Origin of the sequence: Thalassotalea sp. 273M-4 (genome assembly GCF_041410465.1) — a bacterium.
Taxonomy (GTDB): Bacteria; Pseudomonadota; Gammaproteobacteria; order Enterobacterales; family Alteromonadaceae; genus Thalassotalea_A; species Thalassotalea_A aquiviva.
In genome coordinates this window covers 3,311,883-3,336,154 of sequence record NZ_CP166961.1, presented here as the reverse complement: position 1 = coordinate 3,336,154, position 24,272 = coordinate 3,311,883, and the positions used below count along the sequence as shown (strand labels likewise).

Genomic DNA, 24,272 nt, shown 5'->3' with positions numbered 1-24,272 from the left:
TTATGAAAATCATCGATACAAAAATTCCAGAAGTAAAAATTATTGAACCAAAAGTGTTTGGTGATGAAAGAGGCTTTTTCTTAGAAACATTTCAAGCAGATCGTTACCAAAGCATTATTGGTGAAGGGCTTAGCTTTGTACAAGATAATCACTCTCGTTCAGCGAGAGGCGTCTTGCGCGGTTTACATTTTCAAAAAACCAAACCACAAGGTAAATTGGTACGTGTTGTGCGCGGTGAAGTGTTTGATGTGGCTGTAGATATTCGTAAAGACTCACCAACATATGGACAGTGGGAAGGTGTTATTTTATCTGAAGAAAACAAGCGCCAATTCTGGGTACCACCAGGGTTTGCTCACGGCTTTGTTGTACTTTCAGATACGGCAGACTTTGAATATAAATGTACTGACTATTATGACCCGTCTGATGAAGGTAGCTTAATTTGGAATGACCAAGACATTGGCATTGAATGGCCAATAACGGACGTTCAGTTATCTGAAAAAGATAAAGTTGCTACCGCATTTAAAGATTTATAAGGGAAAACGATGAACGTTGTTGTTTTTGGCTGCAAAGGCCAGTTAGGGCGCTGTTTGCAAGATAGAGCAAAAGGCTATGTAGAAAAACATGGTTTTAACTTTTTTTTCTTTGACCGAGCACAAGCTGATATTTCTAACTTTGAGCAAGTAAACAAATCCATTGTTGAATCGAACGCTAATATTGTAATTAACGCCGCAGCGTATACTGCCGTAGATAAAGCTGAAACTGAAGTTGAATTAGCATATGCAATTAATGCAACCGGGCCTGAAAATATGGCCAAGGTTTGTAACAAGCTAGACATACCATTAATTCATGTTTCAACCGATTATGTCTTTGACGGTGAAGCAACAAAGCCTTATACGCCAGAGTCCCCAACCAACCCGCAAAGTGTGTACGGTAAAAGTAAACTTGCAGGTGAGCTTGCCATTGAAGACATTCTTAACAAGCATGTGATCATTCGCACCGCTTGGGTATTTAGTGAGTATGGAAATAATTTTGTTAAAACCATGCTTAGACTTGGGCAAGAACGAGATGAGTTAGGGATTGTTGCTGATCAGGTTGGTTGCCCGACTTATGCGGGTGATTTGGCTAATAACATTTTGAATGTTTTACTAGAGATTACAGAGGGTTGTGAAAACTGGGGTGTTTTTCACTATTCTAGCAAAGAAAAAATGTCTTGGTATGATTTTGCACAAACAGTTTTTGATACATCAATGGATTTAGGATTGTATGGTAAAAGCCCAATTGTAAAGCCTATCACTACACAAATGTTTCTGACACCAGCTAAACGACCCAATTATTCAGTTATGGATATTAGTCGTTTTGAAATTAGCTGGAAGGCCTGTGACTTTGATTTTAAACAGTCTTTAAGTTTTGTTTTAAAAGCACTTTGATCTATGAACCAACAAAAGGAATTTTTAAAAAGTTCTTTAGTTGCATTTATAGTTAGAATTTTAGGTGCATTATCAGGTTTCTTGATGAACTTGATAATAGCTCGCAACTTATCTGTCGAACAGTCGGGTTTGTTTTTTCTAGGTTATGCTGTATGCACCTTTTTTTCTACTGTTTGTATGCTAGGGCTTCCGAATGCTTTAATTCGGTTTATTGGTAGTTACTCGACAGAAAATAATTTATCTGTTGTCAAAGGGGTTTTTAATAAGGGCGTTCGTACCAGTTTCTTCTTCACGTTACTTTTTACCATCCTTTTGTATTCTTTTAGTGGTGAAATTTCAAATCAAGTATTTGGAAAAGAAAGCTTTAAAAGTACCTTACAGTTGTTCCTACTTGCTTTACCATTTTATGTGGTTATACAGCTTTTAGGCTTCTCTTTTCAAGGGCTTGGGAAAAGTGTTTTAACAATTATATGTCAAAACATTGCAATACAATTCATAGTTATTCTTTGTATTCTCTTAGCTTGTTTATTATCACCCAATTTAAGCGCTGAAAATATAACTGTATTTTTTCTCTGTTCATGTGTGATGGTTTGTGGAATAGCATTTTATAAATGGCTACGCACATTCAATAATGCTATTAAACCAGATTATTCTGAAACAAAAAATTTAATCGAAAGTGCAAAACCCTTGTGGGTAATGATGCTGGTTTCGGCTTTGGTCGAATGGTCAGGCCAAATAGTGACAGGCATTTATGTTTCTTCTGAACAGGTAGCTTTTTTTTCTGTGGCACAACGAGTGGCAATGCTAACCAGTTTTGTTCTTATTGCTGTGAACTTGGTTGCTGCACCTAGGTTTGCCGCTATTTCTAAAAAAGGTGATCATTCTGAACTTCGCTCACTTTCATTACTTTGTAGTCGTTTAATGATATTTTTGGCTACACCAGTTTTATTGTTTATGCTCTTTTTTCCTGAATTTATATTAGGTTTTTTTGGTGAGGATTATAAGCAGGCTTCAAATATACTTCGGATTCTTGTTTTAGGACAGTTTGTCAATGTTATAACCGGTTCTGTTGGTTATTTACTCAATATGAGTGGTCATGAAAGGGAGATGCGCAATGTCGTATTGTTTTCAGGGCCTTTGGCCTTGATCTTGGCATTTGTTTTAACACCTTTATATGGAACGCTTGGTGCAGCCATTGCGACGGCCGTAGCATTAGCTTGCCAAAACCTTATAGCTGTTTACATTGTTAAAAAACGCCTTGGTTTTAATACATTAAATATAATTGGATAAAAAAATATGAGAATAGGATTAGCCATTCCCACGTACAATGGTGGAAGTCTGTTTAGGCAATGTTTAAAGGCGTTGTCGCAACAAAGTTTGCACATAGATGAGAAGTTGGTTGTAGATTCGTCATCAACCGATGACACTAGAGAGCTTGCAAAAGAGTTTGGTTTTAATGTTATTACAATACGCAAAGATGAGTTTGATCATGGTGGAACCAGAAATTTTGCAATGTCAAAGCTAGATGTTGATATTGTAATTTTTTTAACTCAAGATTCAGTTTTAGCCGATTGCAATGCATTATCTAGCTTAATTAAAAATTTTGAAAAACAACATGTTTCTGCTGCATATGGAAGACAGCTCCCACATCATGATGCAAATTTATTAGCAATTAGTACTCGACTACAAAATTATCCAAATGAAAGCTATGTAACCAACTTAAACTCTGATTACCCTAAAGGCTTCAAGAAAGCTTTCATTTCTAATTCGTTCGCCGCATATGTTAAAAAAGATGTCATGGCATGTGGTGGGTTCCCGAAGAAATTAATTTTAGGTGAGGATTCATATATTGCTGCCAAGTTATTATTAAATAATAAATCTGTAGCATATTGCTCTAATTCTAGGGTTCATCATTCACATAATTACACTATAAAGCAAGAGTTTAAACGTTACTTTGATATAGGGGTTTTTCATCAAACACAAAATTGGATGCTCAAAGAATTGGGATCAATTGAAGGTGAAGGTTTAAAGTTTGCTTTGATACAAATTAAATTTACATTAAATAACAAAAAACTAAATGAAACTATTCGCTCAGTATTTACAACAATAGCTAAGTTTATTGGTTATAAGGCTGGTAAAAAACATCAGTATTTACCATTAATCGTTCGTAAACGATTTGCGATGCATAAAGGCTATTTTGGGAGTTAAAAATGGATATAAAAGAATTAAAACAGGAACACAAAAGTTTTGTATGGCTTTTTCATAAAGCATCAGACTTATTTGCTATTCTAGGAGCTTGGGTTTTAGTCATTTATTTGTATTCAGATTACAGCCTTTTTGATAAAAATATTCAACTATTAATGTTTTCAGGGCTTGCGCTTTCTTTAGCATACTTTGAATTCTTTAAAGTCTATAGACATTGGCGCGGTGAGTCCGCTTTTAAAGAGCTTATCACTGTTTTAATTGCATGGATCAGTACAGTCTTTTCATTGGAATTACTTAGTTATTATTTTGTACAGTCTGTTTTTCAAGAATTAATTTTATATTGGGGAGTTACAGCTGGTTTAACTTTAATGTTCATACGTTTTAGTGTGCGTACTTTTTTAAAGTATGTTCGCTCCCATGGACGTAACCTACGACATGTTGTTCTTATAGGTGATAATGCCGCAGCGGTAAGAGCTTATAAAACCATAAAGCAAGCACCATGGAATGGTTATTCTTTAATTGGTTATTTTTCTTCGAGTAATTCGCTTGGTGAAGGGTTTTTGGGGTCAATAGATAAAATAAATGAATGGTTTGAGCAGAATGGCAAAAATGTTGACCAAATTTGGTTATCAGAGCTTCCATCTCATAATAAAACAAATGAGGTGCTAGAAAGTTTGCAGATACATACTACGAGTGATATTCGCTACTTGCCAGACTTAACATCGTTTAATTTAATAAACCATTCTTTTAGCTCTATAGAGGGGTTAGCTGTTATTAATGTTTGTACTTCGCCATTAAATGGGGTGAATAGGCTTCTTAAATCAATTGAAGACAAGGTTATAGCTGCCATTATTTTACTTTTGATATCGCCTATTATGTTGTTTTTAGCTTTAGGGGTTAAACTTTCTTCCCCAGGCCCTATTTTCTACCGTCAAGAGCGGGTTGGTTTGAATGGTAAAACATTTCAAATGTTAAAGTTTCGCTCTATGGGGGTCGATTCAGAAAAGAATGGTGTTCAGTGGGGGGGGGCAGCAACAATGAGCGTAACACCCTTTGGAAGATTTATTCGTTCAACCAGTTTGGATGAACTGCCTCAATTCATAAATGTATTGAAAGGAGATATGTCTATTGTTGGGCCGCGACCAGAAAGGACCGTGTTTGTAGAGCAGTTTAAGCATGAAATACCTAATTATATGCAAAAACATATGGTAAAAGCAGGTATTACAGGCCTTGCTCAAATTCAAGGTTGGCGTGGTGATACCGATTTAAATAAACGTATCGAAAGTGATATAGAGTACATTAGAAATTGGAGTGTTCTTCTCGACCTAAAAATCATATTCTTAACGATTTTTAAAGGGTTTATAAACCCAAATGCGAAATAACTTTAATAATTTTGTTTTCCTTCCATTTATTAGTCATTAATTAAAAAAGATAAAATCATGAACTTAACACACCTTAAACAGCTAGAAGCTGAATCTATTCATATCATCAGGGAAGTGGCTGCCGAGTTTGACAACCCGGTTATGCTTTATTCAATTGGTAAAGATTCTGCCGTTATGCTTCATTTAGCCATGAAAGCATTTTTCCCTGCAAAACCACCATTTCCATTAATGCACGTGAACACCACGTGGAAATTTAAAGAAATGATCGAATTTCGTGACCAAATCGCTGAAAAATATGGCATGGACTTGATTTCTTATACCAATGAAGAAGGTGTAGCGGCAGGTATTAACCCGTTTGATCACGGTAGTGCTAAGTATACTGACATCATGAAAACTCAAGCACTTAAACAAGCATTAGACAAATACCAGTTTGATGCAGCATTTGGTGGTGCTCGTCGTGATGAAGAAAAGTCTCGTGCAAAAGAGCGTGTATATTCATTTCGTGATAAAAACCATCGCTGGGATCCTAAATCACAACGTCCAGAGTTATGGGATACCTACAACGGTAAGGTGAATAAAGGCGAAAGTATTCGTGTTTTCCCATTATCAAACTGGACCGAGTTAGATATTTGGCAATACATCTACCTAGAGAACATTGATATTGTTCCTTTATACCTATCTGCAGAGCGCCCTGTTGTAGAGCGTGATGGTACTTTAATTATGGTTGATGATGACCGTATGCCACTTCGCGAGGGCGAAGTACCAGAAATGAAGAGTGTGCGTTTTAGAACATTAGGCTGTTACCCATTAACTGGTGCGGTTGAGTCTGAAGCGAAAACGCTACCTGAGGTTATTCAGGAAATGCTACTAACAAAAACATCAGAACGCCAAGGCCGAGTAATTGACCATGATTCTTCAGGCTCTATGGAGAAGAAGAAGATGGAAGGTTATTTCTAAAAATCGAATATTTTTAGAAGAAGTTATTAGCTTTAGGCTGCAAGCTACAAAATTGAGAATTAAGCCTCAAAATTTGCTCAGCAAGAGAGTTGTGATTATTAAACGTGGATACTAGGCTTTTAATTCATTAGTAAACAAAAGGATTTGTTATGAATTATGAAAAACTTAACGTTTGGCAACAGTCTGTTCATTTATCTGCGGTATTATATAAATATTTAAAGCCATTGAAGGATTATGGTTTTAAAGATCAAATCACTCGCTCGGGCCTGTCGGTTGCAAGTAACATTGCTGAAGGCATGGCCAGGTACTCAATTAAAGAAAAAGCTCACTTTTTAGCAATAGCAAAAGGCTCCTGTGCAGAACTTCGCACTCAGATTTATATTGGTATTGAAATAGGTTATATCGAACAGGCTATTGGCCTGACTTGGCTGCAAAATGCAAGCTCTATCGATGCCATGTTAACCGGATTAAGAAATAAAATATTAAAGCAGAATTTAGCTTCAAAGTAGCTGCAATAAATTTCAGCAGACAGGCTTTACCTTGTAGCATGAAGCTTTTAGCACATTTTGCTTTTAAAGGAATAAACAATGATTTCAGAACAAGTATTATTAGAAAACGATATTGAAGAATATTTAAAAGTGCATGAGCACAAAGACATGCTGCGTTTTTTAACCTGCGGTAACGTGGATGATGGTAAATCAACCTTAATTGGCCGTTTATTACACGACTCAAAATTAATTTTTGAAGATCACATGGCGGCAATTAAATCAGACTCAAAAAAGTTTAACACCACCAACGAAGAGTTTGACTTAGCATTATTGGTAGACGGCTTACAGTCTGAACGTGAACAAGGTATTACCATTGATGTAGCTTACCGTTACTTTGCTACCGAAAAGCGTAAGTTTATTATTGCTGACTGTCCAGGCCATGAACAATACACTCGCAACATGGCAACGGGTGCATCTAACTGTGACCTAGCAATTGTAATGATTGATGCGCGTTACGGCGTGCAAACTCAAACTAAACGTCATAGCTATATTGCATCACTTCTAGGTATTAAACACATTATTGTTGCGGTAAATAAAATGGACTTGGTCAACTACAGCCAAGACGAATACCGCAAAATTAAAGAAGAATACCGTGCCTTTGCTGACGAGTTAAACATTCCTGATGTGCGCTTTGTGCCTATTTCAGCACTTAAAGGTGATAATGTTGTAAATCGCTCTGAAGCGATGGACTGGTACCCAGGTGCTACCCTAATGGGTCTTTTAGATACGGTTAAAATTGACGACGACAAAAACGTTGATACTTTCCGTATGCCAGTACAATACGTTACTCGCCCTAACCTAGATTTTCGTGGGTTCTGCGGTACTGTTGCTGGTGGTGTAATTAACATTGGTGATGTGATCACCGCCTTACCTTCAGGTAAAACATCAACGGTAAAATCTATAGTTACGGCAGATGGCGATTTAGAGTCTGCACACGTTGGTCAAGCCATTACCATTACTTTAAACGATGAAATAGATGTTTCGCGTGGTGATGTGATTGTTCGCTCTAACCAACCTGCAGATGTATCTGACAACTTTGAAGCGACCATTGTTTGGATGAGCGAAGCCGCTATGCAGCCAGGCAAAGAATACGAATTTAAAATTGGTGCTAAAAACACTTACGGTCGTATCAACCAAATCAATCACCGAATTGATGTAAACACCCTTGAGCATATTGCCGAAGATGAAATGAAGTTAAATGAAATTTCATCATGTAATATTGCTACTACCTCGCCAGTTGTGATTGACACCTATGCCAATATTCAAGGCACAGGTTCGTTTATTATTATTGACCGTTTAACTAACATTACTGTTGGTGCGGGGATGATCAGCAAAACTAAGGTAGTAGACGCTACCGATCTTCCTGAGCGTGAATACAGTGCAACGGATATCGCTTTAAATGCGTTTATTCGTGAAAACTACCCAGAGTGGAACTGTAAAGCCATTTAATGGATGTTAATAACACCCCAAACAAGCTTTGCTTGTTTGGGGTTTCTTTGTGCCGCTAAGATTTAACTCAACCTATGTTATTAACGACCATGCTATCGGTGCTCTTTTCTGAGCAAGGGATAATGATAGGCATTTTTATCGCCACCTTGTTTGGCTTAATTAAGTTTCAGCAATACCCTGAACGGGTGTTTGCTTTTTCTATTTTGGCCTGCTTAGTGACCTCATTAGTCAATACCGATGAGTTCTTAAATAATGCGGTAAATCCAGGGCTTGTTACCCTACTCTTATTAATCACGTGTTCTTTTGCCTTAGAGCGCACCAGTTTTTTGCGCAATGTGTCAACTAAGTTGATAACCCAAGGTAAAAAACGATCTTATATAAGAGTTTTATTAAGCAGTGCCTTTGCTTCGGCGATATTAAATAATACCGCCGTTGTCGCTACCTTAATTACGCCCATAAAAAACAATAAGTTTATTAACCCAGGTAAACTGCTTTTACCCTTATCGTACGCGGCTATTTTAGGGGGTACATTAACGCTTGTTGGCACATCAACCAACTTAATTGTTAATTCGATGGTGATTGACAATGGCATGCCAAGCTTACAGTTTTTTGACTTTACCCTTATTGGGCTAGCCGCGCTGTTTGCTTGTTTATTGGTGCTGATTTTACAATTAAAAGCGCTACCTAAGTCAGAAATTAAAAACCAAGATAATGCCGACTACTTTGTTGAAGCTGAAGTACAAGCCGACTCAAAGTTAATTGGCAAAACCATTGAAGAAAATGGTCTTCGTAATCTTGAGTCGTTTTTCTTGGTTGAAATTATTCGAAGTGGTTATTTAATCTCACCCGTTGCTCGCGATGAGCACTTACAAGCTGGCGATAAGCTCATATTCACTGGTGATATTTCAAAGGTACTGGTGTTACAGCAATTTGATGGTTTAACCTTGTATGCTGAAAAAGACGGCTTGCTTCGAGATAACTTAACCGAAGTTTTGGTAAAGCCTGGTGCCACAATTATTGGTTTAAACTTAAAACAAGCAAGTTTTAGAGCGCGTTTTGACGCCGCCGTTGTAGCCATTCGCCGTGAAGGTTCAACCATTTCTGGTAAGTTAGGTGATCTGGTATTGCAATCGGGGGATTTTTTAGTATTAGCGGTGGGTAACGACTTTGCTTCACGTTCAAACCTAACCAAAAACTTTTTTGTGCTTTCAGGGGTAAAGCCAGAAAACATGTTATCGGGTGGGCGAAATAACTATAGTCTTTTCGGGTTTTTAGCGGCCATTGGTTGTTCGATTGCTTTTAACATTACATTGTTAAAGGCGTTGATGTTTTACCTTGCCGGTTTGTTTGTCTTTAAGTGTTTGTCGCTTAATGAAGTAAAACGCCGTTTTCCACTAGAGCTTTGGTTAATTGTTGCAGGCGCATTAACCCTATCGACGGGGCTTGAAAATTCGGGCGTTGCTCAACTAATTGCCAGTGGAGTACAAAATGGTTTAAATGGCCATTCCGTATTTGTTGCCTTTGTGGCGATTTATTTAATCACTTTGTTATTAACCGAAATTATTACCAACAATGCAGCTGCCGCGCTTATATTCCCTATTGCGTATAACATGGCATTGGGTTTAGGCGTAGATCCCCTACCCTTTATTATGGCGGTGGCTTTTGCAGCCAGCGGCAGCTTTATAAGCCCTTATGGTTATCAAACCAATATAATGGTGTATAACGCTGGTAATTATAAATTAAAAGACTTTTTACGAGTAGGCACGCCAGTATCAATTACTTACAGCTTGGTTGTGATAAGCATGATACCTATGGTGTTTCCGTTCTGATTTGTTGGGTCATAACGCTATAAGGCTTTAAGGCTGTAATGCTCTAGGGATTAAAGGCAAAAAGCTGTAAGCTGCCCTCCTCGTCATTCCGAACTTGATTCGGAATCTTCTTGGGGTTCGAGGTGAGTTTATGTTGCAAGGATTGAAAGTTGCAATGATAGAAGGCTTCAACGTTTCAAGGTTACAACGATGTTGAGCATCTAAACATAATACCGTCATCCAAAACTAGCCCGTCATTCCGAACTTGTTTCGGAATCTGGTTTGGAATAAGAAGTGGCTGTGCCGGTCGTTCAACTTCCTCGTCATGCTAAGCCATCTCGTCATCCTGAACTTGTTTCAGGATCTAGTTGCAAAGTCATTAAATCGAATTTTACAAATTATACAAAAAGAAAGAATCAAACATGAAAACAGAAAATACAGTATGGCATCCGCATCAGGTTTCTAAGGCTGAGCGTGCGGCGTTAAAAGGACAAAAACCCTGTTTATTATGGTTCACGGGCCTAAGCGGTTCGGGTAAGTCAACCGTTGCCAATGCCGTTGACGATTTATTATTTGAAAAGCAAAAGCACACATACCTTTTAGACGGTGACAATGTTCGTCATGGTTTAAATGGCGATTTAGGCTTTTCAGATGAAGACCGCATTGAAAACATCCGTCGTATCAGCCAGGTAGCAAAATTGTTTGTTGACTCAGGCATGATTGTCTCAACTGCTTTTATTTCACCGTTCCAGTCAGACAGAGATATGGCGCGTAATTTACTTGAACAAGGTGAATTTATAGAAGTGTTCATAGACACACCTATTGAGGTTTGTGAACAGCGTGATCCGAAAGGCTTATATAAAAAAGCTCGCGCGGGCGAAATTAAAGACTTTACCGGTATTAGTTCTGGCTATGACATACCAGAAAACCCTGAAATTCACGTAAAAACGGCAGAAAAAAGCATTAAAGAATGTGCTGAGCAGATTGTGAATTTTTTGGAAGAGAAGGGATATTTGAATTAGGCGGTAAGGCTGTAATGCTTTAGGGCTGTAAGCTACTAGTACTAGTCTAAGAGTTAGCTTTGAAATTTGTCAGGACCTTTAAATAGTTAAAAGTTGGCAGGTTTTGAGCTATTAAAGCTGACAATCTAGATGCTAGGATATAACTCCAATATTTAGCAGTATTTTATTCGACTCTTTTTGTTTTCATAACTAGTATTAAAATTCGTTAAGTAACAAAAGGAATTGTTATGAATTTTGAAAAGTTGGTTGTATGGCAACAAGCAGTCGATTTATCCTCCAGTCTTTATATTTATTTGAAACCATTAAAAGATTACGGTTTCAAAGATCAAATAACACGTTCTGGTTTATCTATTCCTAGCAATATTGCTGAAGGAATGGCTAGGAAGTCAAATAAAGAAAAATCTCACTTTATTAACATAGCTCTTGGATCTTGTGCCGAGTTAAGAACACAGATCTATATAGGCACAAAAATACATTACATTGATGATCAAACTAGTGAGCAATGGCTTAAAACAACCCGTTATATCAGTGCTATGTTGGTAGGTTTACGAAAAAAGTTAACTGATAGTATTTAAAAAAGCGGAACAACTCTATAGCTTTACAGCTCCAAAGCCCTGTAGCTTTTATTCATAGGAATTTTTAAAAATGTACTACGACGTATTTAATGGTGATGCAGATGGCATTATCTCTTTATTACAACTTCGTTTAGCGAACCCTGTAGAAAGTGAGTTAGTCACAGGTGTTAAACGTGATATTCAATTATTAGAAAAAGTATCTGCAAACGCCGGTGATGTGGTTACCGTTTTAGATATCTCGATGGAAAAAAACCAAGCGGGATTGAACGCTTGTTTAGACGCTGGTGCTACAGTGTTTTATGCTGATCATCACAGAGCTGGTAATATTCCTAAACATGAAAATTTAACCGCTAAAATCGATTTAGATCCAAACGTATGTACAGCATTAATTGTAGATGAGCATTTACATGGTCAGTATCACTTGTGGGCGATAACTGCAGCATATGGTGACAACTTAATAGCAAAAGCAGACAGCCTTGCAACGGAAGCGGGTTTAACAAATGAGCAACGCGAGCTGTTAAAAGATCTAGGTACGCTAATTAACTACAATGGCTATGGTGCAAAGGTAGATGATTTACACTTTCACCCTGCGGATTTATTTAAAGCTTTACTACCTTACAAATCTCCTTTTGATGCAATAAACGATAAAAACTCACCGTTTTACACTTTACAAGCTGCATACAACGAAGATATGGCAAAAGCCCAAGCGGTTAAACCACAACATGAAAGTAAAGAACTTAGTTTGATTGAGCTTCCAAATGAAGCATGGGCAAGAAGAATTAGTGGTGTTTACGGTAACTTGTTAGCAAACTTAAACCCTAATAAAGCGCATGGTATATTAACCGAAAATGCTGATGGTACTTATACCCTTTCACTTCGTGCGCCACTTAATAACAAACAAGGTGCTGGCGATATTTGTAGTCAATTTGCCACTGGTGGTGGCCGAGCAGCAGCTGCTGGCATTAATGCATTACCTAAAGAATATGTTGCTAAGTTTGTCGAAGTGGTTGAAGGTTACTACACACTAGAGGCTATAACGCCATAGGGCTGTAGTGCTTTAATGCTGACAGCAACAAGCTTCAGAGCTAATTGCGTCATCCTTGGTAATCAGTGTAATCCTAGGCAATCAGCGTCATCCCATCATCCTAGGGCATGATCGTCATCCCATCATGCTGTAAGATGGGTTCTCGTTCAGAGTCCAAAAGCCGAAAAGATAAAAGGCTGCAATGAATTAAGGCTTCAAGGTTTCTTTAACCACTGTCGTCATGCTAAGGAGCGAAGCGAGCTCAGTATCTATGCTTTTCATAAGTTGAGATACCTGCCTTCGCAGGTATGACGGTTGGGGTGAGGCATGAATGAAGAGGCTATAACGCCATAGGGCTGTAGTGCTTTAATGCTGACAGCAACAAGCTTCAGAGCTGATAGCATATAACTCTGCTTTGCTTTATACCTGTTAATTGCATTAGTTTTAAGGCAATGCTTTAACTCTTAGCCTAAATGAAAGCCAACAAATTAGGCGATATCCAATAGTTGAAGAACAAACTCAACTTATTTAACATTATTCCAAAAATAATAATTCGAGAAATTCATGAAAAAAGCCATTTACATTTTATCTTTGGTTAGCGCATCTGCCCTTTTACCTTTTAGCCTTGTTGCTGAAGAGCAAGCAGATAATGACGAAAAAGCGTTAGGAGCATTGTCGTTTTTATCTTCTTCAGGTAACGTAACCAATAGTTTTTCTATGCAAGGGTATACGGGTGTTTTTAACACACCAACTACCCAAGTGGTGGATTACGGCAATTTTGAATTTAGTTATAGTAATAACTTTTTTGATCAGGGTGCAAAGTTTGAGAAAAGTGAAGGTTTTTTAAAAGCGGACGATTTAAAGTTTTCTGTTGGAATATTACCAAATATTGAAGTCGTTGGGCGGTTAGCTACAAAATACTGGAGTATGAATCAATTTTATGATGAAAATCGTAAAGATTTTGGCTTTCGTGATTTATCAGGATCAGTAAAATGGAAACTCCCATATATACCCGAAGATTGGTTTTTAGTCTCTGTAGGTGGACAGGATGTGGGTGGATCTGTAGTTAAATCAGAGGTGTATTATATAAATGCGTCAAAAGAATTTTCTTTAAATGACTTTGGCAGTTTGCGTACAACGATTGGTTTAGCAACTTCTGATAATGCTATAGGGTATATGGATGGTGTGTTTGGCTCTTTTGAATATCAACCAGTTGATTACTTACAGCTATCGGCTGAATATGATGCTAATGCGGTAAATGTTGGTGTTAAAGCCTTTACACCTGATTCTTGGTTACCTGAAGGTTGGAAAGTTTCCCTTTCAGCCCAGCTTTATTCAAGCAACAAAGAACATAATGAAAAAGATAAGTGGTGGTCAGTAGGTATTCAAATTCCATTAGGCGATGAGCCTCGGGAAAGGTATAAAAATTCCTTTACTCATAATGAAAACACATCGTTAAATGAAACAATAAAAGAGCCAAGATCATTAAATCCAGACTTACCTAAAAAACAAGGTTTAGCTCATGGTTCTAAAAAAATTGAGGCGCAAACAGCCAAACCTACTAACGAACAATTAATTGAACTTTCGAGTATTTTAACCAAATATGGTTTTGAGTCGGTAAGTATTGGTACAAACCCCTTTGGTTATGTTGTTATTCAGTTTGAAAACAACTTATATAATCGAAACGAAAACCAGGCTCTTTTAAAGGTGTCAGAGCTGGTTAACGCACACTTAGGCGATTTAGCCCAGAACGCCATCTTAGAGCTAACCAACCAAGGGGTTGTGGTATATCGTCAGCATGTTGGTGCCAATACCGCTAAAAATTTAAACAGCAACTCAGCATTATTTAAAAACCAGTACTTTTCAAACGTAGACTGGGTAACAAATAATGAAAGCAGTGCTCATTTCACCCCAAGGTTAATTTTATCACCAGGTCTTAGTACTCTTGTTGGCACAGAATATGGCGCCTTTGACTACCAAGTCGTTTTAAGTTCTAACCTACAGATGTCATTATGGGATGGTGCTGTATTAGATATTCGCCATATGTCAGACACTCTAGTTAATACTGGTGACCTTGAAGATAATAAATACATTTATAAACGATTTGGTATTAAAGAAGGTGTTGATCGTCGCTTAATTCATCAGACCGTATCTTTGCCTTTTAATGTGTTTACTAAATTAAGTTATGGTCGTATTTATGGCAACGCCGATGGTTGGTTAAATGAAACGCGCTGGGCATCACCCAATAATACCCATCGTTTTTCAGTATTAACAGGCGATTTTGAAAACCAAGACATAGTACTTTGGGGCGGTAAAAAGTTTTACCATAAGCCGAGCTTATTTAAATACCGTTATCGTTATGAACCACTCAATTGGGATGTGGAGCTTACCGCCGGTGAATATTGGCAGGGTGATAAAGGCTTTACGCTTCGTTCACTTCATTGGTTTGGCGATGTACAAGTTGGTATTCGCTATCGAAAAACCAAGTTTGATGACCGCTTTGGTGGTGAAGAAGAAGACTTTTTGGCCTTAGGTTTTTCTATTCCACTGACTTTGGGTAAATCGATGAAATCTAACTATGGTTTCCAAGTAAGAGGAATAGAACAATTTAATTATTACGTTGAAACCTCGTTAACTGAGAAAAATACCGGAAATCATATAAAAACAGGCTTTGGTCAAGAGCCTTTGTTGTACCATAACTTGAATCAGAGTTATTTTAATCGCGATAGAAACTAATAACTTACCTAACATGGTATAACAAAGTGCTTGTTTCACTTTTAAAACGTGTACTGTTATTTAAAAATAACAGTACAAATGAATTTTATTCATACATTCACGCTTGTTGTGAAAAGATATGTTAGGTATGATGCTGTAAGGTTGTAATAACTAATTTACAATTTTTCAGGGGGGAAACACTCTGCTTTGAGTGTTAAATGGAGTTTTAGAGTTAGCAAACGGAGATAAAAATGTTCAATTCTAAATATAATAAAATTACCAGCATACTGCTGTTAGGTGCCAGTTTAACACTAACTGGGTGTGACTTATTTGACGATGACAACGATAAAAAAATCGATCCACCTGTCGAAGACAATTCGCTTTTTAAAGGTGATGTGTTAAAAGGCGATGTTATTAAGGGTGATGTAAACCTATACGCTGCCACTGACTTAAATACTTCGATTTTTAAAACAGTAACAGATGAAAATGGTAACTTCTCAACAGGTGGCTTTGTAATGCAGTCTGGCATTTACATGATTAAAGTTACAAGTAATGGTGAAACCACCATGGTTTGTGATACCACCAATTGTGGTACTGAAGAAAGCCCAATCGGTTTTGGTGCAACTGTACCTGCTAGTCAGTTAACCGACCTAGAGTTGTCGACCGTTACCTATATTGATGCAGAAAAGCAACCACTTGTGATTGACGAGCAAATCAGTGCAATGAGTACTGTTGGTGCAGAAATGTTAATTGCGAGTTTAGAAAAATCTGGGAAAGATATTTCAAGCATCACAGAAGCTGGTTTTAAAAACTTAGAAAAGAAAACGACTAAGTTAACATTTGACTTATTTGGTATTACAGCACCAGAAGGTGCTAATTTATTTGATCTTTCATTACCAAGTTTGAATAAGCAAGGTGAAATTTCAATTTCTAATGAACTAGCCGCAACCGTTTCTATGTTTAACGCATCTATTATTGGTGCATCTGGTGATGGTGTTAGTATTTCTGATGCAATTAACAATACTGCTGTTCTAGCGACTTCTTTCATTTTAGATGATACACCAGCAAATAATAATGCTTGGTTAGCCCTACAAAAGAATGTGGCTAATAAGGCTGCTGCAGTAGGTGAAGCGCAGGCTGGTAACATTCCTGCTTCAGCAGTTTCTGCTGTTGAAAGCAATGTTAACAATGGTATTAGTCTTGATGAAATCAAAGACTCGGTAACCGATATTGATAATTGTGCTTCTCAAGATAGCTGTTTAACAGGTGGTACTGGTGGTACTGGTATTACTAGCACTGGCGGTTAATACTACACGTTGTAAGCAATAAAAAATCAGCGCAATGCGCTGATTTTTTGTTTTGAAATACTGATTTTACCCTGTCATAATCAGCATTTAGGGCTTTAGGGCTTTAGGGCTTTAGGGCTTTAGGGCTTTAGGGCTTTAAGGCTGAAAACATACGCCGTCATTGCGGCATGTTGTTGGCCGCAATCTCCCATAAATAGATAGTCGTTTTAAGGCTTCAAGCTTTAATACTTTAAAAAACTCACGTTGTTATAAAAAATATAAATTCAAGGATGCAAACTCATTTATGTCTTCAGCCATTAAAAAAGTAAAAAAAGCCGTGATCCCCGTAGCAGGCCTAGGGACGCGCATGCTACCAGCAACCAAGGCTATTCCTAAAGAAATGCTACCAGTTGTTGACAAACCACTTATTCAATACATTGTTAACGAATGTGTGGCTGCGGGAATTAAAGAAATTGTACTTGTTACACATTCTTCTAAAAACGCCATTGAGAACCATTTTGACACTTCGTTTGAGTTAGAAACTACGCTTGAAAACCGCGTTAAACGTAGTTTGTTAGCCGAGGTACAAGCCATTTGTCCACCAGGGGTTACCATTATGCACGTTCGCCAAGGTGAGGCAAAAGGTTTAGGCCATGCCGTATTAAAAGCTCGCCCATTAGTTGGTGATGCACCATTTGCGGTTGTTTTGCCTGATGTGATTTTAGACGATTACCTGTCTAATTTAAAAACCGAAAACATGGCTGCTATGTTAAAACGTTTTGCAGAAACTAATGTAAGTCAAATTATGGTTGAGCCAGTACCAAAAGAGCTTGTAAGTAGTTATGGCGTTGTCGACTGTAATGGGCATGAATTGACACCTGGTGACTCTAAACCTATGACAGCAGTTGTTGAAAAACCAGAGGTAGATGAGGCCCCTTCAAACTTAGCAGTTGTTGGCCGTTACATACTTTCTGAGCAAATTTGGGATTTACTTGAATATACCCCACCAGGTGCAGGTAATGAAATTCAGCTTACTGATGCCATAGCTTCCCTAATGAAAGTCGAGCCGGTAGAAGCCTTTCATATGAGCGGAAAATCACACGATTGTGGTTCTAAACTTGGTTATATGAAAGCAAATGTCGAATATGGTTTAAGACATGACCACATAGCTCAAGATTTTAAAAATTATCTGAGTCGTTTAATAAATGGTGAAAATACCCCTTAGTAGTCGTATTTGACCCGTCCTAAATAAGGTTGACACTTTTCAACTAAATAATTGGAGAGAGTAATTAAAACATATATTAATAGAAGTCAACGAAACTACTCACTATCTTTTAAATTAGCTCTTGTTGATCAAATTGAAAGTGGTGACATGACTTATTTAGAGGCTCAAAAGCGATTTGGCATTCACGGCTATTCAACTGTATTAACTTACTTTCTAGTGGTATAACAGTTGCCGTTTGCACTCTTACTTGAGATACTAAAGCCTAAACAACTTTGAAATACTAGGCAGTAAATTAGAAATGGTTGCTTAACTTAATTGATGAGACTGAATTTGATTGACCAGGTCAGGGATAATGGGATCCTTAAAAAGAATATCTATTGAAAAAGCTTTATGATTTGTAGGAAGCTAGGAAGATGGTGAAAGCGACAGTAGCAATTTACAGTCACAGAAGACCGAAAATGTCGTTAAAATATAAAACGCCCGATGAAATTCATCAGACGTTTTGAGGAAAAGTGTAACCTATATCAGGTCAACACAATTAAGGAATTTAAGTAAACTTTATGACCCAAACATTAAACCTTTCGCGAGCGCATTAATCCAAACAAGCCAAGTATGAATAATATTAGTCCCGTTGGCTCAGGTACATTTTTTGTATCGACAGAAACATTGTTTACAGGCTCTGAAAGTTGTCTATAGACCCATAAACCAATACTTCCATTTGTAGTATCTTTCGTCCATGTAGTTCCATTCGAGTTTACGGCAAAGGAACCTTCTCCTGTTACTGAAGCATCAAACCTAGCAAGTGATAAATTTGTAGGGCTCCCTATGTCAATGTAACCATGTACCCATCGGTTGCCATTAGTCTTGGTATAAGGTGCTTCATGCTCCATAAGAGAGGCTAATAATATAGCAGCATCTTCATTACCAGAACTGTAACCAAAGCCATTACCATTAATAACTACTTCAGCACCAGCACTAAAAAAGAAATCATATACTTCCGAAGCATTTGCAAGATTAAACCCTAGAGTTGCGTATGGACTGGTGCTGAAAAACTCATTTACAGATAGGCCTACAGTTTGAGTTACATCTAACCATTCTTTATTTGTTGTAGTGTCTTTGATGAGAAACCCATCTCCAGTAGTAAATAAGTCATCTTCTATTAATGCGGCATTAACTGTTGCAGTTAATAAAAATACACAAGCTATAGTAAATTTACTGATTAATTTCACAACCTTTCTCCAATTTGTCGGCTTATCTTTAGTTATTTACCTCGTTTAAGAGTTTGGCAAACACTAAGTTTGAATTTCATAACTTACTTAACAGCATATAGCGTGCCAATAATAAAAAGTATGTTAAATCAATGGCTTATCTTTTTTGGTTGTTGGCGTTTTATTTGGTTGTAAATAAAGCTGACACCAAAGAAAAGCTGTAAGGTTTTAACGAAAAAAGGTTACAAGGCTAAAAGGTTGCAATGCAGTCTGCTTATAAGCCAACTCTAGTTTGTTAAGTTTAGTATGAATTTTTAAAGTGGACTGTAGGAGGGAAAGTTTAAACGCTACAAGGTTAAAAGGTTGCCTGTGCCCCAGTGGCAAGTTCGCGTTTTTAACTTGTGTTTGTTGCTATGAGTAATAGTTTTAACGTATTTAAGTTTATTTACATTTGGTATTAGTCACTTAGGAATCTATGAAAATACGACCAACAACATGTTGTAGTGACGATGTATTTTAAACGCTATCTAATGAAGGTTTATCGCAAAAAATATCATCTTGCAAAAGCCATTAATTGCAAGGCCCACCTTTATCTTTATACAATTCAGGCTTTTTACCTTTAATCGTTCTATATCAATTTTTAACTGTAAACGACTCTGGAATAAAACATACAAATTCGTTATAATCCCGCGCCAATTAATTGCTAAATGGCTATTGTTTTATAGCAAATTCAAGCTTAATTAATGGCAAACAAGGATGTATAAGGTCAGTCATAAAAACACATTGTTACTGTTTAAATCATAATGCTTATGCTTTAAATTACGAGATGTATAAAGTATCTATGGGTTCTTGCGATTTTATTCAATTCAAAAAGCACGAAATGAAAGAATTTATTGGTTATTGTTTTCTCTTTAACCGACATGTTTTTTGATTATGCTTTAACGTATTTACTCTAAAATTACTTTGCTTTTTGGGGCTAGACCAAAGGGCGGAAGCGTGCCTGTTTTTTAATTGATTTAGCGTGGGAACAATAGCTTCTTCGTTCAAATACAATGTGTTAATCTGACCTTTATTATATTGTGTACAAGCATCAATAATTTTACACCTACTTAAAAGAGAATCTGCACCAATGTCGTTCAAAAATGTGTTTTTAAAATGTATTTTGCTAATGGTTTTTATTAGCTCAACCGTTGCTGCCGCAGTACCTTCTGCAGCTCAAATCGAGCAATTTAAGCGCTTACCAAAAGCGCAACAAGAAGCATTAGCCAAAAGCATGGGCATAGACTTAAAGTCACTAAATATAGGAGCAACAACTCAACCAGAGGTTGAAGAGTTAACTCCAATTGTTGAGCGACCTGAGCAAGAGCTGCTACCTTTTGAGTTTGAGCTTGAAGAAGACGACGAATTAAAACCTTTTGGCTATGATGTATTTGCCAATGCGCCTACCACATTTACCCCAAATTTAGATGTTGCTGTGCCAAATGGGTACCTTGTTGGGCCGGGCGATCAAGTGTCAGTGCAAATATTTGGTAAAGAAAACTTAGAGTATACCTTACCTGTTACCCGAGAAGGTGCTGTTGTGGTGCCAAATTTAGGGCCATTTAAGGTGGCGGGTTTAACTTATGCCGAATTAAAGCAATTTTTAAAAGCGAAAATCGAACAACGCATTTTAGGTGTAAATGCGGTAGTCAGTTTGTCGTCTTTACGTTCTATGCGGGTGTTTGTGTTAGGTGATGCTTACAAACCTGGTCCATATATTTTAAATTCACTGGCTTCTGTTACTCATGCACTCTTTGCTGCAGGTGGTATTAGCGATATTGGCTCTTTGCGTAATATTCAAGTTAAACGCAGTGGTCAGCTGATTAAGCAGGTAGATTTATATGACTTGTTAATATCGGGTGATTCATCAAACGATGTTTTATTACAAGCGGGCGATGTGGTCTTTGTCGCCCCTATTGGTCAGCGCGTGAGTGTTGATGGTGAAGTTCGTCGCCCTGCTATTTATGAAATAAAACCAGGTGAAACCTTTGGTCAAATAATGGCTATGGCTGGTGGGGCCTTACCTTCGGCATTCCCTAAGGCAACAAGAGTTGAGCGTTTTGGTGGCAATAACTTACGCAGTGTTATTAACGTTGATTTAAATAGTCCAAGCGACCTTAAAAAGATGGTTAAAAACGGCGATTTGATTTTTGTTAATAAGACCTCAGAGTTATTAGAGCAATCTATTGAAGTGATTGGTGCGGCAACACGTCCAGGTTCGTATCAATGGGTGCCAGGACAAAAAATTGCGGATGTTTTTCCAAGTTTCAATGCGTATTTATTGGAAGATGCCGACTTAAATTACAGCTTGATTGTGCGAGAAATTGACAATGCTCGCAATATTGAAATTTTGCAATTTAAGCTTGCTAATGCCATTAAAGATCCTTTCTCAGAAGATAACATCACCTTAAAAGCACAAGATAAAATCATCATTTTTTCAAATACCGAAACAACGTTGAGTTTGAACAAAAAGACAGATGACAGCCAAAATCATAACCAAGACGGTTATGTCGGCAAGCGCAACGTAAAGTTTGAACAACAAAATTCGGTTGAAGACGAAGAAACAAAATTACTTACCGAACTTCGAAATAAGAGCATTGAAGAGCTCACTGACGGCAAAGATGGTGAACCAACTTTGGTTGAAGAGTTAACCGATAATGCCCGCTTTAAACTGCTTGCCCCAATTATTCAGAAATTAAAACAGCAAGGTGCATCTGGTAAGCCAATGCAGCTAGTAGAAGTTGACGGCCAAGTTAAGACGCCAGGTATTTACCCTCTAGCTCGAAATGCAAGTGTGTCAGATTTAATTGCCGCCGCTGGCGGGGTGACAGAATCAGCTTATTTAGCTCGTGCAGAAATCACTCGAAATGTTATTGAGCAACAAAAAGCCGGTAAGCTATCGATTAATGTTAACTTAGAAAATGCGTTAAATGGCATTACAGCAGACAATATTAAGTTACTTTCAAAAGATCGATTAAACGTTCACCAAATACCTGCTTGGACAGAAAATCACGTTATAACGTTAAAAGGTGAATTTGTATTTCCTGGTAAATACACTATTCGTCGCGGCGAAACGTTATCTGATGTGATCAAAAAAGCAGGTGGTTTTACCGAGTATGCGTTTGTTGAAGGTAGCGTTTTTACCCGTGAAAAACTAAAAGAGCTTGAGTATGAAAATTTAAAAAAACTAGCTGCCGACTTACGCATGGAAATAGCTTCAAAGACCTTAACAGAAGGCTCAGATGTCGCTTACGCTGAAGCTCAACAACTGCTTGATGACTTAACAAGTATTGATGCTGTAGGGCGCTTGGTTGTTGATTTACCCAAATTAGTATCGGATGTTAACTACGATGTATTGCTTGAAAATGGTGATACCCTGTATGTGCCAACAAAGAACAATTCGATTAATGTCATTGGTCAAGTCAATGTATCAACATCGCATATGTTTGATGACAACTTAACCGTACAAGATTACATCACTAAAAGTGGTGGTACCAAACAACGTGCTGAAGAAGATGACATTTTTGTTATTGCTGCTAATGGCGATATTAAAGTTATTGAAGATGCTAATTGGTTTTCAGATGGTGACCTAGACTTAAAAGCTGGCGATACCATAGTCGTACCGCTTGATAGCGATTATACGAACAACTTAACTCTTTGGTCTGCAGGTACACAAATTATGTATAACCTAGCAGTCGCTATTGCCGCAATTAGTGGTTTGTAACTCATAGTAATTAAATAAATCTAATTTTTCGGTAATAAGAAAGTTATGACTCATAAAAAAACAGAACAACGTCAAGATGATCGTCCTATACAAATAACACCTCAGGTGTTACAAGAATTGACGTTGAACAGACCTGTACAGACTTTGGATACTCCTATTGAACTTGCCGATTTGTGCCATTATATATGGCAAAGAAAGTTAGTTGTTTTTTTTACCATCGTTATATTTGCGTTTACTGCAATCGTTTATACTTTGTCTCTACCTAATATTTATAAGTCTGAAGTTTTGTTAGCGCCTGTGACAGAGCAATCAGGAGGGATGGCTGCAATTGCTTCTAAATTTGGAGGATTAGCAAGTCTTGCGGGGGTTAATCTAGGAAGCGGGAGTGTCGATAAAACAGGACTTGCCATCGAAATTATCAAATCACGTCAATTTATCTCTAAGTTCATTAATGAAAACGATTTATTAGTTCCTCTAATGGCCTCTGTCGACTGGAATCAAACTAATGATGAGTTGGTTTTGGACCCGAGCCTATATAATAAAGAGGATGATCTGTGGTTGCGAGACGTGGCTCCCCCGTTTACCCCTACTCCTTCTGAACAAGAAGCTTATAATGAATTTAAAGACATTCTTTCTGTTAGTCAGGATAAAGATACTTCCTTAGTGAAGATTTCTTTAAAGCATTACTCCCCTAAGTTGGCAAAAATTTGGGTTGATAAAATTGTAACCCAAATAAATCTTGAGATGAAAGAGCGAGACTTAGTTGAAGCAGAGAAAAGCATAAATTACATTGAGCGCCAGCTTGAGCAAGTTCAGCTGGCAGAAATTAAAAACGTTCTTTACAACATAATGGAAGAACAAACTAAGACAATAATGTTCGCCAAAGTCAGGGATGAGTATGTTTTTAAAACTATAGACCCAGCAATAGTTCCTGAAGTCAAAGAAAGCCCGAAAAGAGCTCTCATAGTTGTGTTAATAACATTACTAGGTGTTGTTTTTGCGTTAGTTTTTTTACTCATTGCATACTTAAACTCGAACAGAAATAATATTCGGCAATGTTAATTTTTTGTCGCTTCTTCAAAACCTTGTTTAGAACATATTACATGGTCTGCCATGTGAGAAAAAATTCGAAATTGCTTATAAATAATCACTACTTTTACGATACCTTATGATAAATAAATTTTTTAAATACGCATTTATTCGAGTATACGGTGTGAAGGCCTATGCTACTCGCTTAGGTGTGAAAGTTGGGAAGAGAGGTCGAATATATATTACTGATTGGGGTACAGAACCATACCTTATTACAATAGGTGACGATGTAACCATAACTCAAGGTGTAAGGCTTTTAACACATGATGGTTCCACAGAGTTAGTTAAGAACTTGAATGGTGACAGGTACTATCGATATGGCAAGATAGTTATTGGAAATAATGTATTTATAGGTATGAATAGTATTATTTTACCAGGGATTTCCATAGGTGATAATGTTATTGTCGGTACTGGTAGTGTTGTTACTAAAGATCTTGATTCAAACTCTGTGTATGCTGGAAATCCTGCTAAGAAAATTACAGAAATAACAACATATTCAGAAAAAATTCGTTCTAATTGCTGCACTATGAGCGATTTGGTCGGGGATACAAAAAGACAAAAAGTTTTAGATTACATCAATCGGTACTAA

19 protein-coding genes and 1 pseudogene are annotated in these 24,272 nt (G+C 37.3%); 19 read left to right on the top strand and 1 reads right to left on the bottom strand.

The features are described 5' to 3' along the window. The first annotated feature begins 2 nt into the window (after nucleotides 1-2). From rfbC to ACAY00_RS14645, 16 genes and pseudogenes are all read left to right on the top strand, one after another. Complete coding sequence (rfbC, locus tag ACAY00_RS14720) at nucleotides 3-533, top strand: dTDP-4-dehydrorhamnose 3,5-epimerase (RefSeq protein WP_371375375.1); 531 nt, start codon at nucleotides 3-5, stop codon at nucleotides 531-533. A 9-nt stretch (nucleotides 534-542) separates the two neighbouring features. After that, complete coding sequence (rfbD, locus tag ACAY00_RS14715) at nucleotides 543-1,427, top strand: dTDP-4-dehydrorhamnose reductase (RefSeq protein ID WP_371375372.1); 885 nt, start codon at nucleotides 543-545, stop codon at nucleotides 1,425-1,427. A 3-nt stretch (nucleotides 1,428-1,430) separates the two neighbouring features. Then, nucleotides 1,431-2,717 (top strand): oligosaccharide flippase family protein, encoded by a 1,287-nt coding sequence (locus ACAY00_RS14710; RefSeq protein ID WP_371375369.1) that lies wholly within the window; start codon nucleotides 1,431-1,433, stop codon nucleotides 2,715-2,717. A 6-nt stretch (nucleotides 2,718-2,723) separates the two neighbouring features. Continuing rightward, the gene (locus ACAY00_RS14705; RefSeq protein WP_371375367.1) at nucleotides 2,724-3,635 is read left to right on the top strand and encodes a glycosyltransferase family 2 protein; all 912 of its coding nucleotides are present in this window, start codon (nucleotides 2,724-2,726) and stop codon (nucleotides 3,633-3,635) included. 2 nt (nucleotides 3,636-3,637) lie between these two features. Further along, the gene (locus tag ACAY00_RS14700; protein ID WP_371375364.1) at nucleotides 3,638-5,014 is read left to right on the top strand and encodes an undecaprenyl-phosphate glucose phosphotransferase; all 1,377 of its coding nucleotides are present in this window, start codon (nucleotides 3,638-3,640) and stop codon (nucleotides 5,012-5,014) included. A 57-nt stretch (nucleotides 5,015-5,071) separates the two neighbouring features. After that, nucleotides 5,072-5,971, top strand: coding sequence for a sulfate adenylyltransferase subunit CysD (gene cysD / locus ACAY00_RS14695; RefSeq protein ID WP_371375360.1), 900 nt, complete (start codon nucleotides 5,072-5,074; stop codon nucleotides 5,969-5,971). 149 nt (nucleotides 5,972-6,120) lie between these two features. Next, complete coding sequence (locus tag ACAY00_RS14690; RefSeq protein ID WP_371375357.1) at nucleotides 6,121-6,480, top strand: four helix bundle protein; 360 nt, start codon at nucleotides 6,121-6,123, stop codon at nucleotides 6,478-6,480. A 78-nt stretch (nucleotides 6,481-6,558) separates the two neighbouring features. Continuing rightward, nucleotides 6,559-7,968 (top strand): sulfate adenylyltransferase subunit CysN, encoded by a 1,410-nt coding sequence (gene cysN / locus ACAY00_RS14685; protein ID WP_371375354.1) that lies wholly within the window; start codon nucleotides 6,559-6,561, stop codon nucleotides 7,966-7,968. A gap of 74 nt (nucleotides 7,969-8,042) precedes the next feature. Then, complete coding sequence (locus ACAY00_RS14680; protein WP_371375351.1) at nucleotides 8,043-9,797, top strand: SLC13 family permease; 1,755 nt, start codon at nucleotides 8,043-8,045, stop codon at nucleotides 9,795-9,797. A 401-nt stretch (nucleotides 9,798-10,198) separates the two neighbouring features. After that, nucleotides 10,199-10,798 (top strand): adenylyl-sulfate kinase, encoded by a 600-nt coding sequence (gene cysC, locus ACAY00_RS14675; RefSeq protein ID WP_371375348.1) that lies wholly within the window; start codon nucleotides 10,199-10,201, stop codon nucleotides 10,796-10,798. Nucleotides 10,799-11,025: 227 nt separating this feature from the next. Next, complete coding sequence (locus ACAY00_RS14670; RefSeq protein ID WP_371375346.1) at nucleotides 11,026-11,373, top strand: four helix bundle protein; 348 nt, start codon at nucleotides 11,026-11,028, stop codon at nucleotides 11,371-11,373. Nucleotides 11,374-11,443: 70 nt separating this feature from the next. Further along, entirely contained in the window at nucleotides 11,444-12,418 is a 975-nt protein-coding gene (locus ACAY00_RS14665) for a DHH family phosphoesterase (RefSeq protein ID WP_371375343.1), read from the top strand. A gap of 543 nt (nucleotides 12,419-12,961) precedes the next feature. Beyond that, a complete protein-coding gene (locus tag ACAY00_RS14660; RefSeq protein ID WP_371375340.1) occupies nucleotides 12,962-15,133 on the top strand; it encodes a YjbH domain-containing protein in 2,172 nt (723 codons plus the stop codon). 230 nt (nucleotides 15,134-15,363) lie between these two features. Further along, nucleotides 15,364-16,419 carry a hypothetical protein gene (locus tag ACAY00_RS14655; RefSeq protein WP_371375338.1) on the top strand — a complete coding sequence of 352 codons (1,056 nt, stop codon included), beginning with the start codon at nucleotides 15,364-15,366 and terminating at the stop codon, nucleotides 16,417-16,419. A 283-nt stretch (nucleotides 16,420-16,702) separates the two neighbouring features. Further along, entirely contained in the window at nucleotides 16,703-17,623 is a 921-nt protein-coding gene (galU, locus tag ACAY00_RS14650; protein ID WP_371375334.1) for a UTP--glucose-1-phosphate uridylyltransferase GalU, read from the top strand. A 63-nt stretch (nucleotides 17,624-17,686) separates the two neighbouring features. Next, a pseudogene (locus ACAY00_RS14645) lies at nucleotides 17,687-17,833 on the top strand (IS3 family transposase); the annotation flags it as partial. A 362-nt stretch (nucleotides 17,834-18,195) separates the two neighbouring features. On the opposite strand, the gene ACAY00_RS14640 reads toward ACAY00_RS14645, so the two are convergent. Beyond that, nucleotides 18,196-18,852 carry a PEP-CTERM sorting domain-containing protein gene (locus ACAY00_RS14640; protein WP_371375331.1) on the bottom strand — a complete coding sequence of 219 codons (657 nt, stop codon included), beginning with the start codon at nucleotides 18,850-18,852 and terminating at the stop codon, nucleotides 18,196-18,198. Between the two features lie 1,108 nt (nucleotides 18,853-19,960). Here ACAY00_RS14640 and ACAY00_RS14635 point away from each other — a divergent pair. The 3 genes from ACAY00_RS14635 to ACAY00_RS14625 all read left to right on the top strand — a co-directional run bounded on the left by ACAY00_RS14635 (nucleotide 19,961) and on the right by ACAY00_RS14625 (nucleotide 24,272). Beyond that, entirely contained in the window at nucleotides 19,961-22,594 is a 2,634-nt protein-coding gene (locus ACAY00_RS14635) for an SLBB domain-containing protein (RefSeq protein ID WP_371375328.1), read from the top strand. Between the two features lie 45 nt (nucleotides 22,595-22,639). Then, complete coding sequence (locus tag ACAY00_RS14630) at nucleotides 22,640-23,656, top strand: Wzz/FepE/Etk N-terminal domain-containing protein (protein ID WP_371375326.1); 1,017 nt, start codon at nucleotides 22,640-22,642, stop codon at nucleotides 23,654-23,656. 106 nt (nucleotides 23,657-23,762) lie between these two features. Then, the gene (locus ACAY00_RS14625) at nucleotides 23,763-24,272 is read left to right on the top strand and encodes a DapH/DapD/GlmU-related protein (protein ID WP_371375323.1); all 510 of its coding nucleotides are present in this window, start codon (nucleotides 23,763-23,765) and stop codon (nucleotides 24,270-24,272) included.